Source organism: Prochlorococcus sp. G5PB11 (assembly GCF_059772425.1).
Genome location: NZ_CM186287.1, coordinates 1,010,155 through 1,026,144 on the forward strand (window position 1 = coordinate 1,010,155; position 15,990 = coordinate 1,026,144).

A 15,990-nucleotide genomic window follows, 5' to 3' on the forward strand; every position below is an offset into this window, starting at 1 on the left:
TGAGTTGATTACTCTTCGTATTCTTTACCTAATGATTCATAGGTGGGTCTACTAGGCGTACTTCTACGAGGATTTACATCTTGCATAAGATCAACCTCTTTACCATCATCTGTATATACTCCGATATCTAATCCCAATGACTGAAGTTCTCTCATTAAAACTTTGAAAGATTCTGGAGTGCCAGGCCTTGGAATTGGTTTGCCTTTCACAATGGAATTGAGCGCTTCATTACGGCCTTGCATGTCATCAGACTTAACGGTTAACAGTTCTTGTAAAGTGTATGCAGCTCCATAAGCCTCTAGTGCCCATACTTCCATTTCACCTAATCTCTGTCCACCTTGCTGAGCCTTTCCACCAAGAGGTTGTTGAGTCACCAAAGAGTATGGACCAGTAGATCGAGCATGAATTTTATCGTCTACTAAATGTACAAGTTTAAGGAAATGGGCGTAGCCAACAGCAACGGGTTGATCAAAAGGTTCACCAGTTCGACCATCTGTAAGAAGTAACTTTCCTGGATCCTCAGGGTTGTAAACCCATGATTTGCCTGGCTGCTTTGCCGCCTCTTTCAAGTAGGCCTGAACTGTCTGGTTAGACATCTCTGATCCATACATCTCATCAAAAGGTACAATTTTAACTCGACAATCCAAATTAGATGCTGCCCAACCCATGAGGAGCTCAAAAACCTGCCCGACATTCATTCGACTTGGGACGCCTAATGGATTAAGACATATATCTACAGGTGTGCCATCAGGAAGGTAGGGCATATCCTCTCTTGGCAATATCCTACTGATAATCCCTTTATTACCATGCCTGCCAGCCATTTTATCTCCAACTTGAATCTTTCTACGTTGCGCAACATAGACTCTCACTACCATGTTCGCGCCAGGTGGCAGCTCATCACCTTGTTCTCGTGTATAAATTCTGACATCAACCACTCTCCCTCTCTCCGTTGAAGGGACTCTAAGAGAATTATCTCTTACATCTCTTGCTTTCTCTCCAAAAATAGCTCTTAAAAGTTTTTCTTCAGGCGGTTGATCTGATTCTCCTTTGGGGGTAACTTTCCCAACCAGAATGTCTCCACTCTCAACGAAAGCTCCAATTCGAATAATCCCCATTTCATCCAAATTACCAAGACTTTCCTCTGATACATTTGGGATTTCTCTTGTTATTTCTTCAGGACCTAGTTTTGTTTGACGAGCTTCTATTTCATATTTTTCGATGTGGACAGAAGTATATAGATCATCTTTAACTAACCTTTCACTTACTAGAATTGCATCTTCATAGTTGTAACCCTCCCACGGCATATAAGCAATTAAAACATTTTGACCAAGAGCTATTTCCCCTCCCTCACAGGCTGAACCATCAGCTAAGACTTGCCCCACAATTACCGGGTCACCATTAAAAACTATAGGCCTATGGTTTAAACAAGTATCTTGATTAGATCTTTGATATTTTTGCAAGTAATGAGCATGGTCATTGCCTTCCTCATCAGTAACAACAATTGTATTAGCGTCTACATAAGTCACTGTTCCATTTACTTTTGAGATTGGAACCATGCCAGAGTCTCTAGCAACTTGAGTCTCTAAACCAGTCCCAACCAAAGGTCTTTCTGGACGCAAAAGAGGAACTGCTTGTCTTTGCATATTTGAACCCATCAAGGCTCTATTAGCATCATCGTGTTCCAAAAATGGAATTAACGATGCAGCCACAGAAATTACCTGAACTGGTGATAGTTGGACATAATCAACTTGTTCAGGAGAAACCGTTTCAAAATCTTGTCTGTATCTAACGGGAACAAGTTCTGCCAATATTTTTCCTTCTTCGTCCGTGGCTACATCACCAGGAGCGACCCTACACTCATCTTCTAAATCTGCAGACAAATAAATAGGATCTCCTTGTTTAATTAATCGTCCATTTTCCACCTTCCAAAATGGTGTCTCAATAAATCCATATTCATTAACGCGAGCGTGCGTTGCCAAAGAATTAATGAGACCTGCATTGGGCCCTTCAGGAGTTTCAATAGGACAAAGTCTTCCATAGTGAGAAGGATGAATATCTCTAACTGCAAAGCCAGCTCTTTCACGAGTTAAGCCTCCAGGCCCTAAAGCAGATATGCGTCTTTTATGAGTTAATTCAGCTAATGGATTGGTTTGATCCATAAATTGACTTAGTTGACTTGAACCAAAAAATTCTTTTATGGCTGCAACTAAAGGTTTTGGATTTACGAGTTGCGCTGGAGTAAGTGAGTCTGTTTCCCCAACTGTCATTCTCTCCTTGATTATCCTTTCAAGCCTATTCAATCCAACTCGAACTTGATTTTGTAAAAGTTCACCGACTGACCTTACTCTCCTGTTACCTAAATGATCAATATCATCAAGAGTTGCTCCACCTACATCTAGCTCTAAGTTGATTAAATAATCTAAAGTAGAGAGAACATCTTCGTTTGTAAGTGTTCTTACATTATCAGGAATAGTTAAGCGTAATTTCTTATTTATTTTATATCTACCAACTCTTCCTAAGTCATATCGTTTTGGATCAAAAAATCTTGTTTGGAGTAACTGTTGACCTCCACTTACAGAGGGAGGCTCACCTGGCCTTAACTTTTTATAAAGCTCTAATAAAGCTTGGTCTTCTGAACTTATGCCTTCTTCGTTTGCCGCATCAATTGACTTCTTATAAAACTCAGGATGTCGTAATTTATCTATCACATCATTATCTGATAAACCCATTGCCCTCATTAAGACATGAGCATTAATCTTTCGTGTTTTATCTACACGAACATGCAACAAATCATTTTTATCAGTTTCAAACTTTAACCATGCTCCGCGATTAGGTATAACGCTTGCATTGTAAGTTCTTCTACCATTTTTATCTTGCTCATCTTTGAAATAAACTCCTGGACTTCGAACGATTTGATTGACTATTACTCTTTCAGCGCCATTAATTATAAAAGTTCCACGCTCAGTCATTAAAGGTAATTCACCGATAAAAACTTCTTGTTCTTTAATTTCTCCTGTTTCTTTATTAACTAGACGGCAAGTAACATACATTTGAGAAGCAAAAGTTGCATCTCTTCTTTTTGCCTCTTCTACATCATGCCTAGGACGCTTAAGCTTATATTCTGATCCTATAAAATGAAGTTCAAGCTTACCGGTATAGTCAGTAATGGGAGAAAAATTGTCTAATTCTTCTATTAAGCCTTTATCCAAAAACCACTTAAAACTTGATCTTTGCACCTCAACCAGATCAGGCAGATATGTAGCTGCTTTGGCTACCTGAATCGCGCTTCTGCTCATTCGAGAACCTGCGTTTATATGTAGAGGACGGGGTTGATGTCTTGTCCTAGAGTTCAAAAAATGATCTTTACTAAAAAAAACAAAAACAATCCCCAATAAGACTGAGATTTGAAATTGAATTTAGTTAATTAACGAACAAACTGACTCAAAAAGGAAGATCCTTAAAGGTTTAAGCGCAGATACCACGCCTAAGCAAGACAATAAATAACTCTACACTCAAATCTGAGAATTAACTAGAGGGAATGATCATATTTAAGGCAACGCAAACAATTCCCTTGCATTTTGAGTGGTTTTTTCAGCAATTTCTGCGAAGCTTTCACCTCTGATTTCTGAGATTTTATCTACAACGTGCTTTACATACGAAGGTTCATTTCTTTTTCCTCTATGAGGAACGGGTGACAAGAAAGGACTATCGGTTTCTACTAGAAATCTACTTTCGGGAACGTTTTTGGCACATTCATGGATATCAATCGCATTTTTGAAAGTGACATTTCCACTGAAGCTTATGTAAAAGCCTAGATCAAGAAACCCTCTCATCTCTTTTGCATTACCACTCCAGCAATGCATAACTCCTTTTGGACATTGACCATTCTCAGAAAGCTTAGAAAAAACTTCTAACATTTCTCTCGCTGCATCTCTGCAATGAACAATCACTGGCAAATTCAATTCAAAGGCCAAGTTTAATTGCGGCATTAAAATTGAAAGCTGCTCACTCAAGTTCTCTGCTTTAAAAAGATCAAGTCCTAATTCTCCAATAGCGACCACTCGACTATCATCAAGAGCTGCTTTTTTTAAAATGCTTAAAGTTTTAGGGCCCCAATGATGCACATCCAATGGGTGTACTCCTACTGAATATCTGATCTCCTGAAATTGATCTGCTATTGATTTAATTGCAGGGATTTCAGAGGGTTCGACGCAGGCATGTAATAAAGCTTTAACACCCTGTAATCTCCATCTCTCTGCAACTTTTTCTCTATCTTCATTAAAATTAGAAAAAACTATATGGCAGTGACTATCAATTATTGAACTTTTAGAATCGCTCAAGATGCAAAATAAACTCTTCTTTAAATATTAAATCTTAGATAATTGATTCTCAAACAACTTCTTTCAAAACTTTTTTTAGAGCAACGCTGAGTCTGGATTTCTGATTAGCTCCTGTGTTTTTATGCAAAACACCTTTTTTAACTGCTTTATCAATTTTGCTAAAGGCTAGATTAAATGTTTTTTTAAGGTCTGCCTTAGATTCATCACTAGGCTCTTTTTCAACTATTCCACAAGCAAGGAAGCACCTCTTCATCAAGGTACGAACTGTAGATTTGTAATTTTTGTTTTCAAGGCGGTTGCGTTCCGCAATTTGAATTCGCTTTTTAGCTGAGTTGGTATTTGCCACGGAGGCTTGGTGTTTTAATCTTAATGTTATTCCACACTACCTCAAGACCATGAAGAAGATCTACATAAATCAAAATTAAGGCATAAGATAATCAAATTGAACCAATAGCCAAAAGTTCATGACGCAAATAATTAATAAAGAAGAGGTACAAAAAACCCCTTCAAAAAAATTGACCATTAAAACAGCTATTAATATTGACGAGGCTCTGCTTGAGCTCAAGGCAATTACTGAGAGAACATCTGGATCCGCTCAAGAAAAAGCTATACAGGTAGTTGACGATATTCTTGAAAACGTTAGTAAAAGGGGTGACGAGGCTCTTAAAGAATACACTTCTCGCTTTGATGGATTTTTCGCGGAAAAATTTCAAGTTTCATCAGATTTAATACTTAAAGCTTGGGAAGAGACTCCAAGGGAATTAAAAGATTCACTTTTATTAGCAAAAAAAAGAATTGAAAAATTTCATAGTCTTCAGATACCAAAAAATGTCATATACACTGGACCCCATGGAGAGTCACTAGGACGGAGATGGAGCCCTGTTGAAAAAGCCGGAATATATGTACCTGGAGGGAGAGCAGCCTATCCAAGCACAGTATTGATGAATGCTATTCCTGCGTATGTTGCAGGAGTCAATCAAACCATAATGGTTTCTCCTGCCAACTCTAAAGGGGAGTTAAACCAAACCGTACTTGCTGCAGCACATATTACAGGTATCAACCAAGTATTTCGTGTTGGAGGCGCTCAAGCTATTGGTGCGCTTGCTATTGGGACTGAATCAATTCCAAAAGTAGATGTAATAAGTGGACCAGGAAATATTTATGTAACTTTGGCAAAGAAGAAAGTTTACGGAAAAGTAGGAATTGATTCTTTAGCTGGCCCAAGTGAGATCTTAATTATTGCCGATCAATCAGCAAAGTTGGAACACGTTGCATCAGACATGTTAGCTCAATCAGAACATGATCCTTTGGCTTCAGCGATACTAATAACTACTAATAAAAAATTAGCTGAAAAATTACCAGCAGAAATTGAACGTCAATTAATTAATCATCCAAGATTAAAAATATGCCAAGAATCAATTACAAAATGGGGGTTAATAGTCCTTTGCGATAATTTAGAAACTTGTGCAAAGTTAAGTGATACTTTTGCCCCAGAACACCTTGAATTGCTTGTAGAGGAGCCCAAGGAATTATCTAAAAGCATCAAAAATGCTGGGGCAATATTTATGGGGCCATGGAGCCCAGAGGCTATTGGAGATTATCTTGGAGGGCCTAATCACACTCTGCCCACTTCTGGGACAGCAAGATTTGCTGGCGCTCTTGGAGTTGAAACTTTTATGAAAAATACTTCACTTATAGATTTTTCAAAAGAAGCCTTTAATAAGAATAAAAATGCAGTTGTGCATTTAGCCAATAGTGAGGGATTACATAGTCACGCAGAATCAATAAAAATTAGAGATTCTAAATCCTCTTAAGCGATTCAACACCCACTAACTCATTTTCTACTTTTCCTACTAGTACTTCATCTGTCAGGTTTACAAAAAGTCCGTTTTCAAGAACACCAGGAATATTATTAATTTGACTCTCCAATTGTTCTGGTTCTTCAATACCATTACTAAACGTGAAATCAAGTATTAAGTTTCCCTGATCAGTAACTATGGGTCCAGCCTTTTTCTGAGCCATCCTTAGACTCCCTTGTCCTCCAAGATTTATTAATGTTTTTTGTACTTGTTTCCAGGCGGATGGAAGAACCTCAACTGGTAATTTAAAATCAAGGTTCAATTTTTTGACTAGTTTTGTAGAATCAACAACAACAATGAATTTTCTAGCCAAAGCAGCCACAAGTTTTTCCTGCACATGACAAGCTCCTCCTCCTTTAATTAGTTGAAAGTGGGGATCAACTTCATCGGCGCCATCTATTGCAAGGTCAATTTCTGTGACTGAAGAAAGAGATTTAAGCGGTATTCCTAATTCGGAGGCAAGAACTTCTCCCTGAAAGGATGTAGTCACACCTACGATATCTTTGATTTCTCTCGATTTTATTTTATGAGCAAGTGCTTCAATCATTAAAGCTGCTGTAGAGCCAGAGCCAAGACCGAGAATCATACCGTCTTGAATTTGATCTACTGCAGCTTGAGCAACTGCTAGCTTCATCTGATTTTGAAGATCCATTTAGTAATAGCTTTTCGAAAGACAGTAGCAAATTTTCAGCTAATTCCTGGTAAAGCAGCAGGCTTAATAGAAAGGTTTATCTCTTTGTTGTTTCGAAGGACTTCCAATTCAAATGGTTTTCCTATTTGGGCATTCTCAACTTGCATGAGCAGGGATCTAGGATCATTAATTTCATTCCCTGCTGCAAGTATCACAAGATCACCTCTTCTTAAGCCGCCCTCCTCTGCTGGACTTTGAGGGATAACAGATTGAACAAGTGCACCAGATCTTTCAGGTAAAACAATTAATGTATTGGGATCTTGATTGTGCTCTTTTGCTATTCTTTCATTTAATAAAACTAACTGAGCGCCTAGGTAAGGATGAATAACTTCACCATTAGCGAGTAATTGATTGGTAACTTTTGAAGCAAGATTGATAGGGATTGCAAATCCAAGCCCAGCCCCTGGACCTGACCTCACCAAAGTGTTTATTCCAATAACTTCTCCATTTGAATTTATCAATGGTCCGCCTGAATTTCCTGGATTTATTGCTGCGTCCGTTTGAATCAAATCTAATCTTTTGTCAGAGAATCCAAGAGTATTAATGTCTCTATGAAGACTACTTACTATGCCCAAAGTGACAGTACTTTCAAGGCCGTAAGGAGTTCCAAGGGCAATTGCCCAATCCCCAACTTGAATATCTTCTGAATCTCCCAATTTTGCACTTTCTAAACCAGGAAATTCTTTAATTTTCACAAGAGCTAAGTCAGTGACTTGATCGGTTCCAACGACTGTGCCATCCACTTGATTTCCGTTTTGAAGAGTAATTGTCACATGATCAACTCTTTCCACTACATGAGCGTTAGTAAGAACTAATCCAGAATCATCAATTATGACTCCAGAACCTTGCCCTCTTTCTTTTTTTGGGAAAGTACTCAAATCGCCTAAAAGATCTCTTAACAAAGGGTCCAATAAATCAGATTCAAATTCATCTGTTTCATATTCTCTTTCAATATCAATCCGGACTACTGATGGTGAAACCCTACTGGCCACATCAGCAACAAAACTATGTGATTCGCCTAATTGAAAATTTTCTAAAGCAAATACAGATACTGGTCCGAACAAAAAGCAGAAAATTATGGAGCAAAAGAAAAATAGACTATTAAATCTCTTCATAATTTCTAACTTTCTGGGACTAAGCATGACGAGCCAGTATATCTAGGAACGATAAAATAGATCAATGCAAAATAAGAAGAATTTAATTTTAGAGGTAACCGAAACCTTTATCTAGTAATATTTAAATGCCTGACGGTACCTCTTTGAATAGAGGCGGATCAAAACTTAAACCGCTCGGGCTTCCTGCCCGATCTCGACGCTGCCTTTTGTCTAATCAAACCGTTACAGAACTAAAAGTTCTTACAACAAAGTCAGCAACTAATTATGGCTTTGATGTAACCGATTTCAAGATGATCACTCATCTAAATCCCTTGTCGATTCAAATAAGTATCCGACACAAAAATCCTGATAAGAAAGTCACTATTGATGACTGTTCAAACCTTAATCAATATATTGATGAAGCTATACATGGTTCTGCAATCCTTAATCAACCTTTCACTCTGGAAATCAGTAGCGAGGGAGTTGGTGAAATCTTGACCAAGGAAAAAGATTTTCAGGTTTTCAAAGGGTTCCCAATTGAAGTTACTTATCAGGATTTAAAAAAAATTGAGCAACAAACAAATGGTTTGCTTCTAAAAAGGACAGATAATGATTTACAAATAAATCAAAAGGGGAAAACTCACAGAATCCCAGTCGAAGACGTTATCCAAGTCCGACTAACAACACCCTCTGGTTAAAATCTAGATATCAATTATCTAACCCAATCCTTCTCATCTTTATATCCCATCATCGATGGCTCTTGTTCTACTCCCAGGCCTAAACAACTTAATTGAAGACATTAGTGAGGAAAAAAAACTTCCCTCTCAAGTTGTCGAAGCTGCTTTGAGAGAAGCACTTCTAAAAGGTTATGAGCGATATCGAAGAACTCTTTATTTGGGTATAAGCGAAGATCCTTTTGAGGAAGACTATTTTAGTAACTTTGATGTTGGCTTGGACCTAGATGATGAAGGTTATCGAGTTTTAGCAAGCAAGATAATAGTTGAAGATGTTGAGAGTGATGATCATCAAATAGCAATAGCCGAGGTTATGCAAGTTGCTGATGATGCCCAAGTTGGGGACACAGTTGTCCTAGATGTGACTCCAGAAAAAGAAGATTTTGGAAGGATGGCTGCAGCCACCACCAAGCAAGTCTTAGCCCAAAAGTTAAGAGATCAGCAGAGAAGAATGATTCAAGAGGAATTTGCTGACCTAGAAGACCCAGTACTAACCGCAAGAGTCATTAGATTTGAGAGGCAGTCTGTAATCATGGCAGTTAGCTCTGGTTTAGGCAGGCCAGAAGTAGAAGCAGAGCTTCCAAGAAGAGATCAATTGCCAAATGATAATTATCGAGCAAACGCAACATTTAAAGTATTTCTAAAAGAAGTTAGCGAAATACCCAGAAGAGGGCCTCAACTTTTTGTAAGCAGATCCAATGCTGGCTTGGTCGTATATTTATTTGAAAACGAAGTTCCTGAAATTCAAGAGGGTTCAGTACGAATTGTTGCTGTTGCTCGTGAAGCAAATCCACCTTCAAGAGCAGTAGGTCCCAGAACAAAAGTAGCTGTTGACAGCATTGAAAGAGAGGTAGATCCTGTTGGAGCATGTATTGGTGCTAGAGGGGCTCGAATTCAACAAGTAGTTAATGAACTTCGTGGAGAAAAAATAGATGTAATTCGTTGGTCTTCTGACCCTGTTCAATACATCTGTAATTCATTAAGTCCTGCAAGAGTTGAAGTGGTAAGGCTTGTGGATCCAGAAGGGCAGCATGCGCATGTCCTTGTTCCTCCAGATCAACTTAGCCTCGCAATCGGAAGAGAAGGACAAAATGTAAGACTTGCTGCAAGGCTTACAGGATGGAAAATTGATATTAAAAATTCACAAGAATATGATCAAGCCACTGAAGATTCCGAGGTCGCAGAATTAATTTCTCAAAGAGAAGAAGAAGAAGCTTTACAGAGAGAAGCTGAGCAGAGATTAGAGGCAGAGCAAGCAGCTAGAGCAGAGGAAGATGCACGATTAAGAGAGCTTTACCCTCTACCAGAAGACGAAGAAGACTTTCAAGATGACCAATTATCAGTTATTGATAGCAACGAAGCAGAAACAGAATCTTCTGAAACTAATTCAAGTATCGATTCCGATGGCTCAGAAACTGAGAATGATGAAAGTGATATTGAAAAAACAAACGAAGATGAGGTTGCAAACGAAGATAAAATGATTCCAGAAGAGGAAGGAACCCGGTGAGTCAAAGCCCCATTCTGCGTAGATGTGTAGCTTGCAAAAAAATTCTTGATCGCAAGTTTCTTTTAAAAGTTACCAGAGATTTTCAGAATGGAGTAGTTCTCTCAGACGGGATGGGAAGATCAGCCTATGTCTGTCGATCTGAGTCATGTTTTGAAGAGGCTTTGAAGCGTAAACGATTACAAAAAGCTTTGAGATGTGATATTCACTCAAGCGTTTTCAATATGCTCCAAAAACAACTTAATACCTGCATTGAGTCAGATACTGAGGCATGATGTTCATTAAGAGAACTCAGTCAACTCAAAAACCAAATCTAAAGTTCAAGCAAAACATTAATGACCAGCAGCGGCAAAATCAGAATTTATGAATTGTCCAAGGATTTAAGCCTTGACAATAAAGATGTGCTGGACGCAGCTCGTAAACTTTCCATAGCAGCTAAGAGCCATAGCAGTTCTATAAGCAGTGTTGAAGCAAATCAAATCAAAGATTTTCTAAAAAAAGGTAACAGAAAAAAAATAATTATTGAACCTAGTCAAAAATTAGAGAAAGAAATTCTTTCCGTTAAAAAAAATCCTGTCAAAACTCAAAAGAATCAGAAGCCTGAACTTAAGCAAAATTCTCCTGAACCATCAGTTAGTTCAGAAACGAAGTTAAATGTACCTTTAAAGCCAAGTCAACCTTCTGTAAAAACTCAAGAATTGACTAATTCCGATAATTCAAAAAATTTAAAAAATAAATTTCCCGGTCATCAACAGAAAATAACAGCACCTTCTAAACCAAATAAACCACTTCCTCCTAGGCCAAGACAAGAAATTAAACAAACTATTTCTAAGCCCTTAACTCAAGCTGAAAGGGAAATTCCCCTTAATGAACTAAATAAAGAAAACAAAAACGTAAATCAATCAAAAAGGCCTGAATCAGCTAAAAAGCCGTTTATCCAATCAAAACAAACTTACAGACAGGAACCTAAAAGGCCCATAGCACCTAGCAGACCAAAGATAAATATTCAAGATAAAAAACAATTAAACCCCAAAAACGACAAGACAAAAGCCAGACTCAATCAAGGTGGCATTTCTCCTCAGAAAGTCGCCCCAGAAAATTCACAAAGAATCAAAAGTCAAAACAAACAGGCTTCGCCCTCAAGAAAGCCACAGCCTCCAACTAAAAGAAATACTCTTGAACTTGTAGGAGCACCCATACGAAAAGAAAAACCTATAAATAAAACTCAGACTAACGAAGCAAGTACTAAACCAACAATTCCATCAAGACCTGGAGCGCCAAAACCGCCAGTCTCTTTAAATCGTCAAGGATTATCAAATCGACCTGTTTCTAATAATAGAGCAGGTGGAGGAGGGCCAAGTCGGCCTGGTTCACCAAATAGGCAAAGTCCTAATCGTGGTGGAGCAGCCAATCGACCTATGCAAGGTCAAAATCGTCCAGGATCTAATAATCGATCTGGAGGACCAGTACGTTCTGGATCTCCAAATCGAGGCGGCCTGCAAAATAGACCTGGAGTTCCTAATAGGGTAGCTGGTGTTTCAAACCGTTCTAACAATCGTCCAGGTGTTCCATCTGGGATGAGAAAGCCAGTTGCACCAAGTGAGTTAATGCAACTGCAAAAGCCTCAAGCGAGGCCAAGTGCTCCTCAAAGGAAATCTGATTCTTCAACCAATCCTAAACCCAAACGAGAGAACCAAACTGGAGCCAGGCCACCAGTTAACAGGCCAACCCCATCCGCTCCTAAGAAGCCCGCTCATAGACCAGGTGGCACCGCAGCTCCTCCCAGAAGAACAGGCAGGCCTGATTGGGATGACAGCGCAAAGTTAGATGCCTTAAGAAATAAATCGCCTCAAAAACAGCGCCAGAAAGTCCACATTATTGGAGAAAACGATGATGCTCTAACTGCTGAAACAAGTGGATTTGCAGGAGAGCAACAAGCAGTCGTTCTTTCAGCAAGCTTGGCTCGACCATCGAAGCCGAAATCTGGAAAGAGAAATAATGGCAAGCCTTTAACTGCTCTTAAAAAACGTAAAAAAGAAACAACTCGTCAAAGGCAAAGAAGACGTGCAATGGAATTAAGAGCTGCTAGAGAGGCAAAGCTTGTAAGACCTGAAATGATTGTTGTCCCAGAGGACAATCTCACAGTTCAAGAACTTGCTGACATGCTGAGTGTTGAAAGTTCTGAAATCATTAAATCATTATTTTTCAAAGGGATTACCGCAACCGTCACTCAATCACTTGACCTGGCAACAATCGAAACAGTTGCCGAGGAATTCGGGGTACCGGTTCTTCAAGATGATGTTGAAGAGGCTGCGAAGAAAACAGTTGAAATGATTGAGGAGGGCGATTTAAAACATTTAATAAGAAGACCTCCGGTTGTTACAGTGATGGGTCACGTTGATCATGGAAAAACATCTTTGCTAGACGCCATAAGAAAAGCGAGAGTTGCAGCAGGAGAAGCTGGGGGGATAACTCAACACATTGGTGCCTATCAAATCGAAACTCAACATGATGGATCTACCAAGAAACTAACCTTCCTTGACACGCCTGGGCATGAGGCTTTTACTGCAATGAGAGCCAGAGGAACAAGGGTTACAGATGTAGCGATTTTAGTTGTTGCTGCTGATGACGGCGTTAGGCCTCAAACACTTGAAGCTATTAGCCATGCAAGAGCAGCAAAAGTACCAATTGTCGTAGCAATTAACAAAATTGATAAAGAAGGATCCTCTCCCGACCGTGTAAAACAAGAGTTGTCAGAGCAGGATCTATTGTCAGAAGAATGGGGAGGTGACGTAGTTATGATTCCCGTTAGTGCAATAAAAGGCGAAAATATAGACAAACTTTTAGAGATGGTTTTGCTCGTAACTGAGGTAGAAGATTTACAAGCAAACCCAAACAGATTGGCTAAAGGTACTGTGATTGAAGCCCACTTAGACAAAGCAAAAGGGCCTGTTGCAACATTACTAGTTCAAAACGGCACCCTCAAATCTGGAGATGTAGTCGCTGCTGGTCCAGTGCTTGGCAAAGTTAGAGCAATGGTAGATGAAAATGGATCCCGGATTAAAGAAGCAGGTCCATCTTGTCCTGTCGAAGCTCTTGGATTTAGTGAAGTACCAACAGCGGGTGATGAGTTCGAGGTTTACCCAGATGAGAAGGCCGCAAGAGCAGTGGTTGGAGAACGAGCCACGGACGCAAGGGCCGCAAGACTTGCGCAGCAAATGGCTTCCAGGCGAGTTTCACTTTCATCTATGTCTGGACAAGCAAGTGAGGGGGAACTTAAAGAATTAAATATCATCCTCAAAACTGACGTTCAAGGAAGTTTAGAAGCAATACTTGGTTCTCTAGAACAGCTTCCTAAAGATGAAGTCCAAGTGAGAGTATTGCTTTCAGCTCCAGGCGAAATTACTGAGACTGATGTTGACTTAGCAGCGGCATCGGGCGCAGTTATAGTTGGATTCAACACCTCAATGGCATCGGGCGCCAAGCGCGCAGCTGATGCAAATGGTGTTGACGTGAGAGATTACGAGGTTATTTATAAACTTCTTGAAGATATTCAATTAGCAATGGAAGGTCTTTTAGAACCAGAAATGATAGAAGAAGCTTTGGGTGTAGCTGAGGTTAGAGCAATATTCTCAATTGGCAAAAGTGCTGTTGCTGGCTGCTACGTAACCAATGGAAAAATACAACGAAATTGCCGGGCCAGAGTCAAAAGAGGCAAGCAAATCGTTTTTGAAGGTGATCTAGATTCACTGAAAAGAAATAAAGATGATGTCAAAGACGTATCAACAGGGTTCGAATGTGGAATAGGTTGTGATCGCTTTGCGAACTGGGAAGAAGGAGATCAAATAGAAGCCTTCAAGCTTGTTACTCAAAGAAGAAAATTGACCAATTAACTTCGCTTATTACTTGGACCCAAAATCTGAAAAAATATAATTGAGAAAAGCAACATAACTAATTTGCGTCTTCCTTACTCCTATCTTTAAACAACAAAAATCCGAGAATTACTAATGCTGAACTTTGGATTGCAAGATCATTAAGAGAGACAGTATCGCCCGCAATCAGATTGGTAAGCATGATAAATAAGCCTAAGGCCGCTGATCCAAAAAGTGCTATCCACACAGCTCTTCTCAATCCCCGATAAGGATTTTTAGTCTCTTTCAATAATCGAGCTCTTAAATTAGGATCAAGATTGGATTTAGGCTTATTAGAGTTGCTCAAAAATAAAATTAAAGATGATAGCTTTATTCTAGTGCCGGTGTAGCTCAGGGGTAGAGCAACTGATTCGTAACCAGTAGGTCGGTGGTTCAATTCCACTCATCGGCATAAAAAAGCAAAGTAATTAGAGTAAAAAATCCGCCTTATCCAGATAAAGAGCCAAGCAGAAGTTAAGAAAAGCAAAGACTAGAACTTGAAAGTAGTTTTCACCAAAGCCCCATTAACGTCATCTTTACCATCTTGTTCAATAACAAAAATAGCTGGAGTAACTGTAACGCTATCGTTCACCGTGAAATCATAATAAGCTTCCCAAGCTAAAGGATCATCATAGCCAGCATCATCTCTATGAGTTTCAGCTGTTCCAATACCAAACCCAAAATTATTCCCCTCAACAAAAGCATCATTCCATAGGAATCCAACAGACCATGTATTGCCATCCTCAACCTTATTCATTGCAGTATCAGGGCTATCCTCGTTCTCAGGATTCTTCCAACCAATACCAGCACTCAAGCTGTAGTCGTCTCCGAATTGATAACTACCACTAATTCCATAAGAAGAGTAATCATTAGCGTCAGGAGAATCATCAGTATTCCCGTTATCAGACTGCGTGTATGCAGCTGCAAGAGTAAATTTCTCATCAACCCATGCCAACTGAGTTGTTATGTGGTCTTTGCCTTCATCAGCTAAGAAACCAATCGAAGAATTTGATGCGTCTTCTGAAACGAAGAGTGCAGAAGCAACCAACTTTTCATGTGACCAAGTAATTCCTGCTCCTGCCCCCATCTTCTTGGAATAAGTATCATTTGCTCCCGCCTGGTTTAGTACAAATAAAACTCCATCTCCTGGATAAGCACTGGGCCACACTCCAAGCAAATCATCTTGACGAAGCTTGGGGCCAAAAGTTACTTGAATATCTTCTCCAACAGGGAATTGGTAATAAGCCTTGTGAAGCTCTAATGAATCATTGCTACTAAAAGCAGTATCTAATCTTGTCTCACCCATCATTCCGAAGGGCTCCATCATCACAAAATTACCTACGCGAACAGCAGTCTTAAGCATGTCTTGGCCAGTAAAACTGGTCATAAACATCAGCTTTGTATCGTAATGAAAAACTGTCCCATCCTTTTCTTCAGAAGTAGACATTCCACCCATTCCACCCATTCCAGAATCGCTAACTCCATCCACTCCACCCAAAACAAAAATCGTTTTTCCCATAAACATTGTTGATGGATATGAGTCTCCCATATTCATATGACCGCTATGGTGATCATGATGCCCTTTATGATCATCGCCACCTCCAGCTTCGACAGCTGCTGGAGTCAAAAGACCTAACGAAGCAGGAAACAGGAGCAATCGAGAGAAAAGTTTCATAGATCCCAAAACCTAGCTATACTAGTAAAACTATATGCAGAAAACATAACCCCAGGAACCGTTCAAAGCCCTTAAAAGTGTGCTTTTAAATACAATTAAAAGATTCTTTCGCTACAAATATTTGAGACTTTTGGTTTTCTCGACAGGGAATTAAAAATTTTCTTGTCAAAGCCTAAGTATTG

The 15,990-nt window shown here is 39.4% G+C and carries 12 protein-coding genes and 1 tRNA gene; 6 read left to right on the plus strand and 7 right to left on the minus strand.

The annotated features are described in order from the left end of the window. Positions 1 to 8 precede the first annotated feature (8 nt). The 3 genes from rpoB to rpsT form a co-directional block, all read right to left on the minus strand. Entirely contained in the window at positions 9 to 3,296 is a 3,288-nt protein-coding gene (rpoB, locus tag AC6EI0_RS06120; protein WP_498519862.1) for a DNA-directed RNA polymerase subunit beta, read from the minus strand. Between the two features lie 252 nt (positions 3,297 to 3,548). Further along, positions 3,549 to 4,340 (minus strand): TatD family hydrolase, encoded by a 792-nt coding sequence (locus AC6EI0_RS06125; protein WP_498521751.1) that lies wholly within the window; start codon positions 4,338 to 4,340, stop codon positions 3,549 to 3,551. Positions 4,341 to 4,389: 49 nt separating this feature from the next. Continuing rightward, the gene (rpsT, locus tag AC6EI0_RS06130; protein ID WP_498521752.1) at positions 4,390 to 4,686 is read right to left on the minus strand and encodes a 30S ribosomal protein S20; all 297 of its coding nucleotides are present in this window, start codon (positions 4,684 to 4,686) and stop codon (positions 4,390 to 4,392) included. Between the two features lie 118 nt (positions 4,687 to 4,804). Here rpsT and hisD point away from each other — a divergent pair, with 118 nt between their 5' ends. Next, on the plus strand, positions 4,805 to 6,154 hold the full coding sequence (hisD, locus tag AC6EI0_RS06135; RefSeq protein ID WP_498521753.1) for a histidinol dehydrogenase: 1,350 nt from the start codon (positions 4,805 to 4,807) through the stop codon (positions 6,152 to 6,154). Here the strand turns inward: hisD and rpiA are convergent. Together rpiA and AC6EI0_RS06145 are read right to left on the minus strand one after the other, a co-directional pair. Continuing rightward, the gene (gene rpiA / locus AC6EI0_RS06140; RefSeq protein ID WP_498521754.1) at positions 6,141 to 6,851 is read right to left on the minus strand and encodes a ribose-5-phosphate isomerase RpiA; all 711 of its coding nucleotides are present in this window, start codon (positions 6,849 to 6,851) and stop codon (positions 6,141 to 6,143) included. The genes hisD and rpiA overlap by 14 nt on opposite strands. A gap of 35 nt (positions 6,852 to 6,886) precedes the next feature. Beyond that, the gene (locus AC6EI0_RS06145; protein WP_498521755.1) at positions 6,887 to 8,005 is read right to left on the minus strand and encodes a trypsin-like peptidase domain-containing protein; all 1,119 of its coding nucleotides are present in this window, start codon (positions 8,003 to 8,005) and stop codon (positions 6,887 to 6,889) included. A gap of 125 nt (positions 8,006 to 8,130) precedes the next feature. Here AC6EI0_RS06145 and AC6EI0_RS06150 point away from each other — a divergent pair, with 125 nt between their 5' ends. From AC6EI0_RS06150 to infB, 4 genes are read left to right on the plus strand one after another with little or no spacing between them, the layout of a single operon-like run. Continuing rightward, positions 8,131 to 8,682: an LSm family protein gene (locus tag AC6EI0_RS06150; RefSeq protein ID WP_498521756.1), complete on the plus strand. Its 552-nt coding sequence runs from the start codon at positions 8,131 to 8,133 to the stop codon at positions 8,680 to 8,682. Between the two features lie 55 nt (positions 8,683 to 8,737). After that, entirely contained in the window at positions 8,738 to 10,225 is a 1,488-nt protein-coding gene (nusA, locus tag AC6EI0_RS06155; protein WP_498521757.1) for a transcription termination factor NusA, read from the plus strand. Then, positions 10,222 to 10,497, plus strand: coding sequence for a YlxR family protein (locus AC6EI0_RS06160; RefSeq protein WP_498521758.1), 276 nt, complete (start codon positions 10,222 to 10,224; stop codon positions 10,495 to 10,497). The genes nusA and AC6EI0_RS06160 overlap by 4 nt, the downstream gene beginning before the upstream one ends. A gap of 60 nt (positions 10,498 to 10,557) precedes the next feature. Then, positions 10,558 to 14,115, plus strand: a complete 3,558-nt coding sequence (gene infB, locus AC6EI0_RS06165; RefSeq protein ID WP_498521759.1) for a translation initiation factor IF-2 — start codon at positions 10,558 to 10,560, stop codon at positions 14,113 to 14,115. Positions 14,116 to 14,173: 58 nt separating this feature from the next. On the opposite strand, the gene AC6EI0_RS06170 is transcribed toward infB, so the two are convergent. Beyond that, positions 14,174 to 14,440 carry a DUF3493 domain-containing protein gene (locus tag AC6EI0_RS06170; protein ID WP_498521760.1) on the minus strand — a complete coding sequence of 89 codons (267 nt, stop codon included), beginning with the start codon at positions 14,438 to 14,440 and terminating at the stop codon, positions 14,174 to 14,176. A gap of 33 nt (positions 14,441 to 14,473) precedes the next feature. On the opposite strand from AC6EI0_RS06170, the gene AC6EI0_RS06175 reads away from it, so the two are divergent. After that, positions 14,474 to 14,545: transfer RNA gene (locus AC6EI0_RS06175), tRNA-Thr, on the plus strand. Between the two features lie 78 nt (positions 14,546 to 14,623). On the opposite strand, the gene AC6EI0_RS06180 is transcribed toward AC6EI0_RS06175, so the two are convergent. After that, on the minus strand, positions 14,624 to 15,808 hold the full coding sequence (locus tag AC6EI0_RS06180) for a porin (RefSeq protein ID WP_498521761.1): 1,185 nt from the start codon (positions 15,806 to 15,808) through the stop codon (positions 14,624 to 14,626). Positions 15,809 to 15,990 lie beyond the last annotated feature (182 nt).

Bases quoted from the DNA above. Each gene is read 5' to 3' on its own strand.
- rpoB (WP_498519862.1), bottom strand. From the start codon at position 3,296: ATGAGCAGAAGCGCGATTCAGGTAGCCAAAGCAGCTACATATCTGCCT.
- hisD (WP_498521753.1), top strand. From the start codon at position 4,805: ATGACGCAAATAATTAATAAAGAAGAGGTACAAAAAACCCCTTCAAAA.
- rpiA (WP_498521754.1), bottom strand. From the start codon at position 6,851: ATGGATCTTCAAAATCAGATGAAGCTAGCAGTTGCTCAAGCTGCAGTA.
- AC6EI0_RS06145 (WP_498521755.1), bottom strand. From the start codon at position 8,005: ATGAAGAGATTTAATAGTCTATTTTTCTTTTGCTCCATAATTTTCTGC.
- AC6EI0_RS06150 (WP_498521756.1), top strand. From the start codon at position 8,131: ATGCCTGACGGTACCTCTTTGAATAGAGGCGGATCAAAACTTAAACCG.
- nusA (WP_498521757.1), top strand. From the start codon at position 8,738: ATGGCTCTTGTTCTACTCCCAGGCCTAAACAACTTAATTGAAGACATT.
- infB (WP_498521759.1), top strand. From the start codon at position 10,558: ATGACCAGCAGCGGCAAAATCAGAATTTATGAATTGTCCAAGGATTTA.
- AC6EI0_RS06180 (WP_498521761.1), bottom strand. From the start codon at position 15,808: ATGAAACTTTTCTCTCGATTGCTCCTGTTTCCTGCTTCGTTAGGTCTT.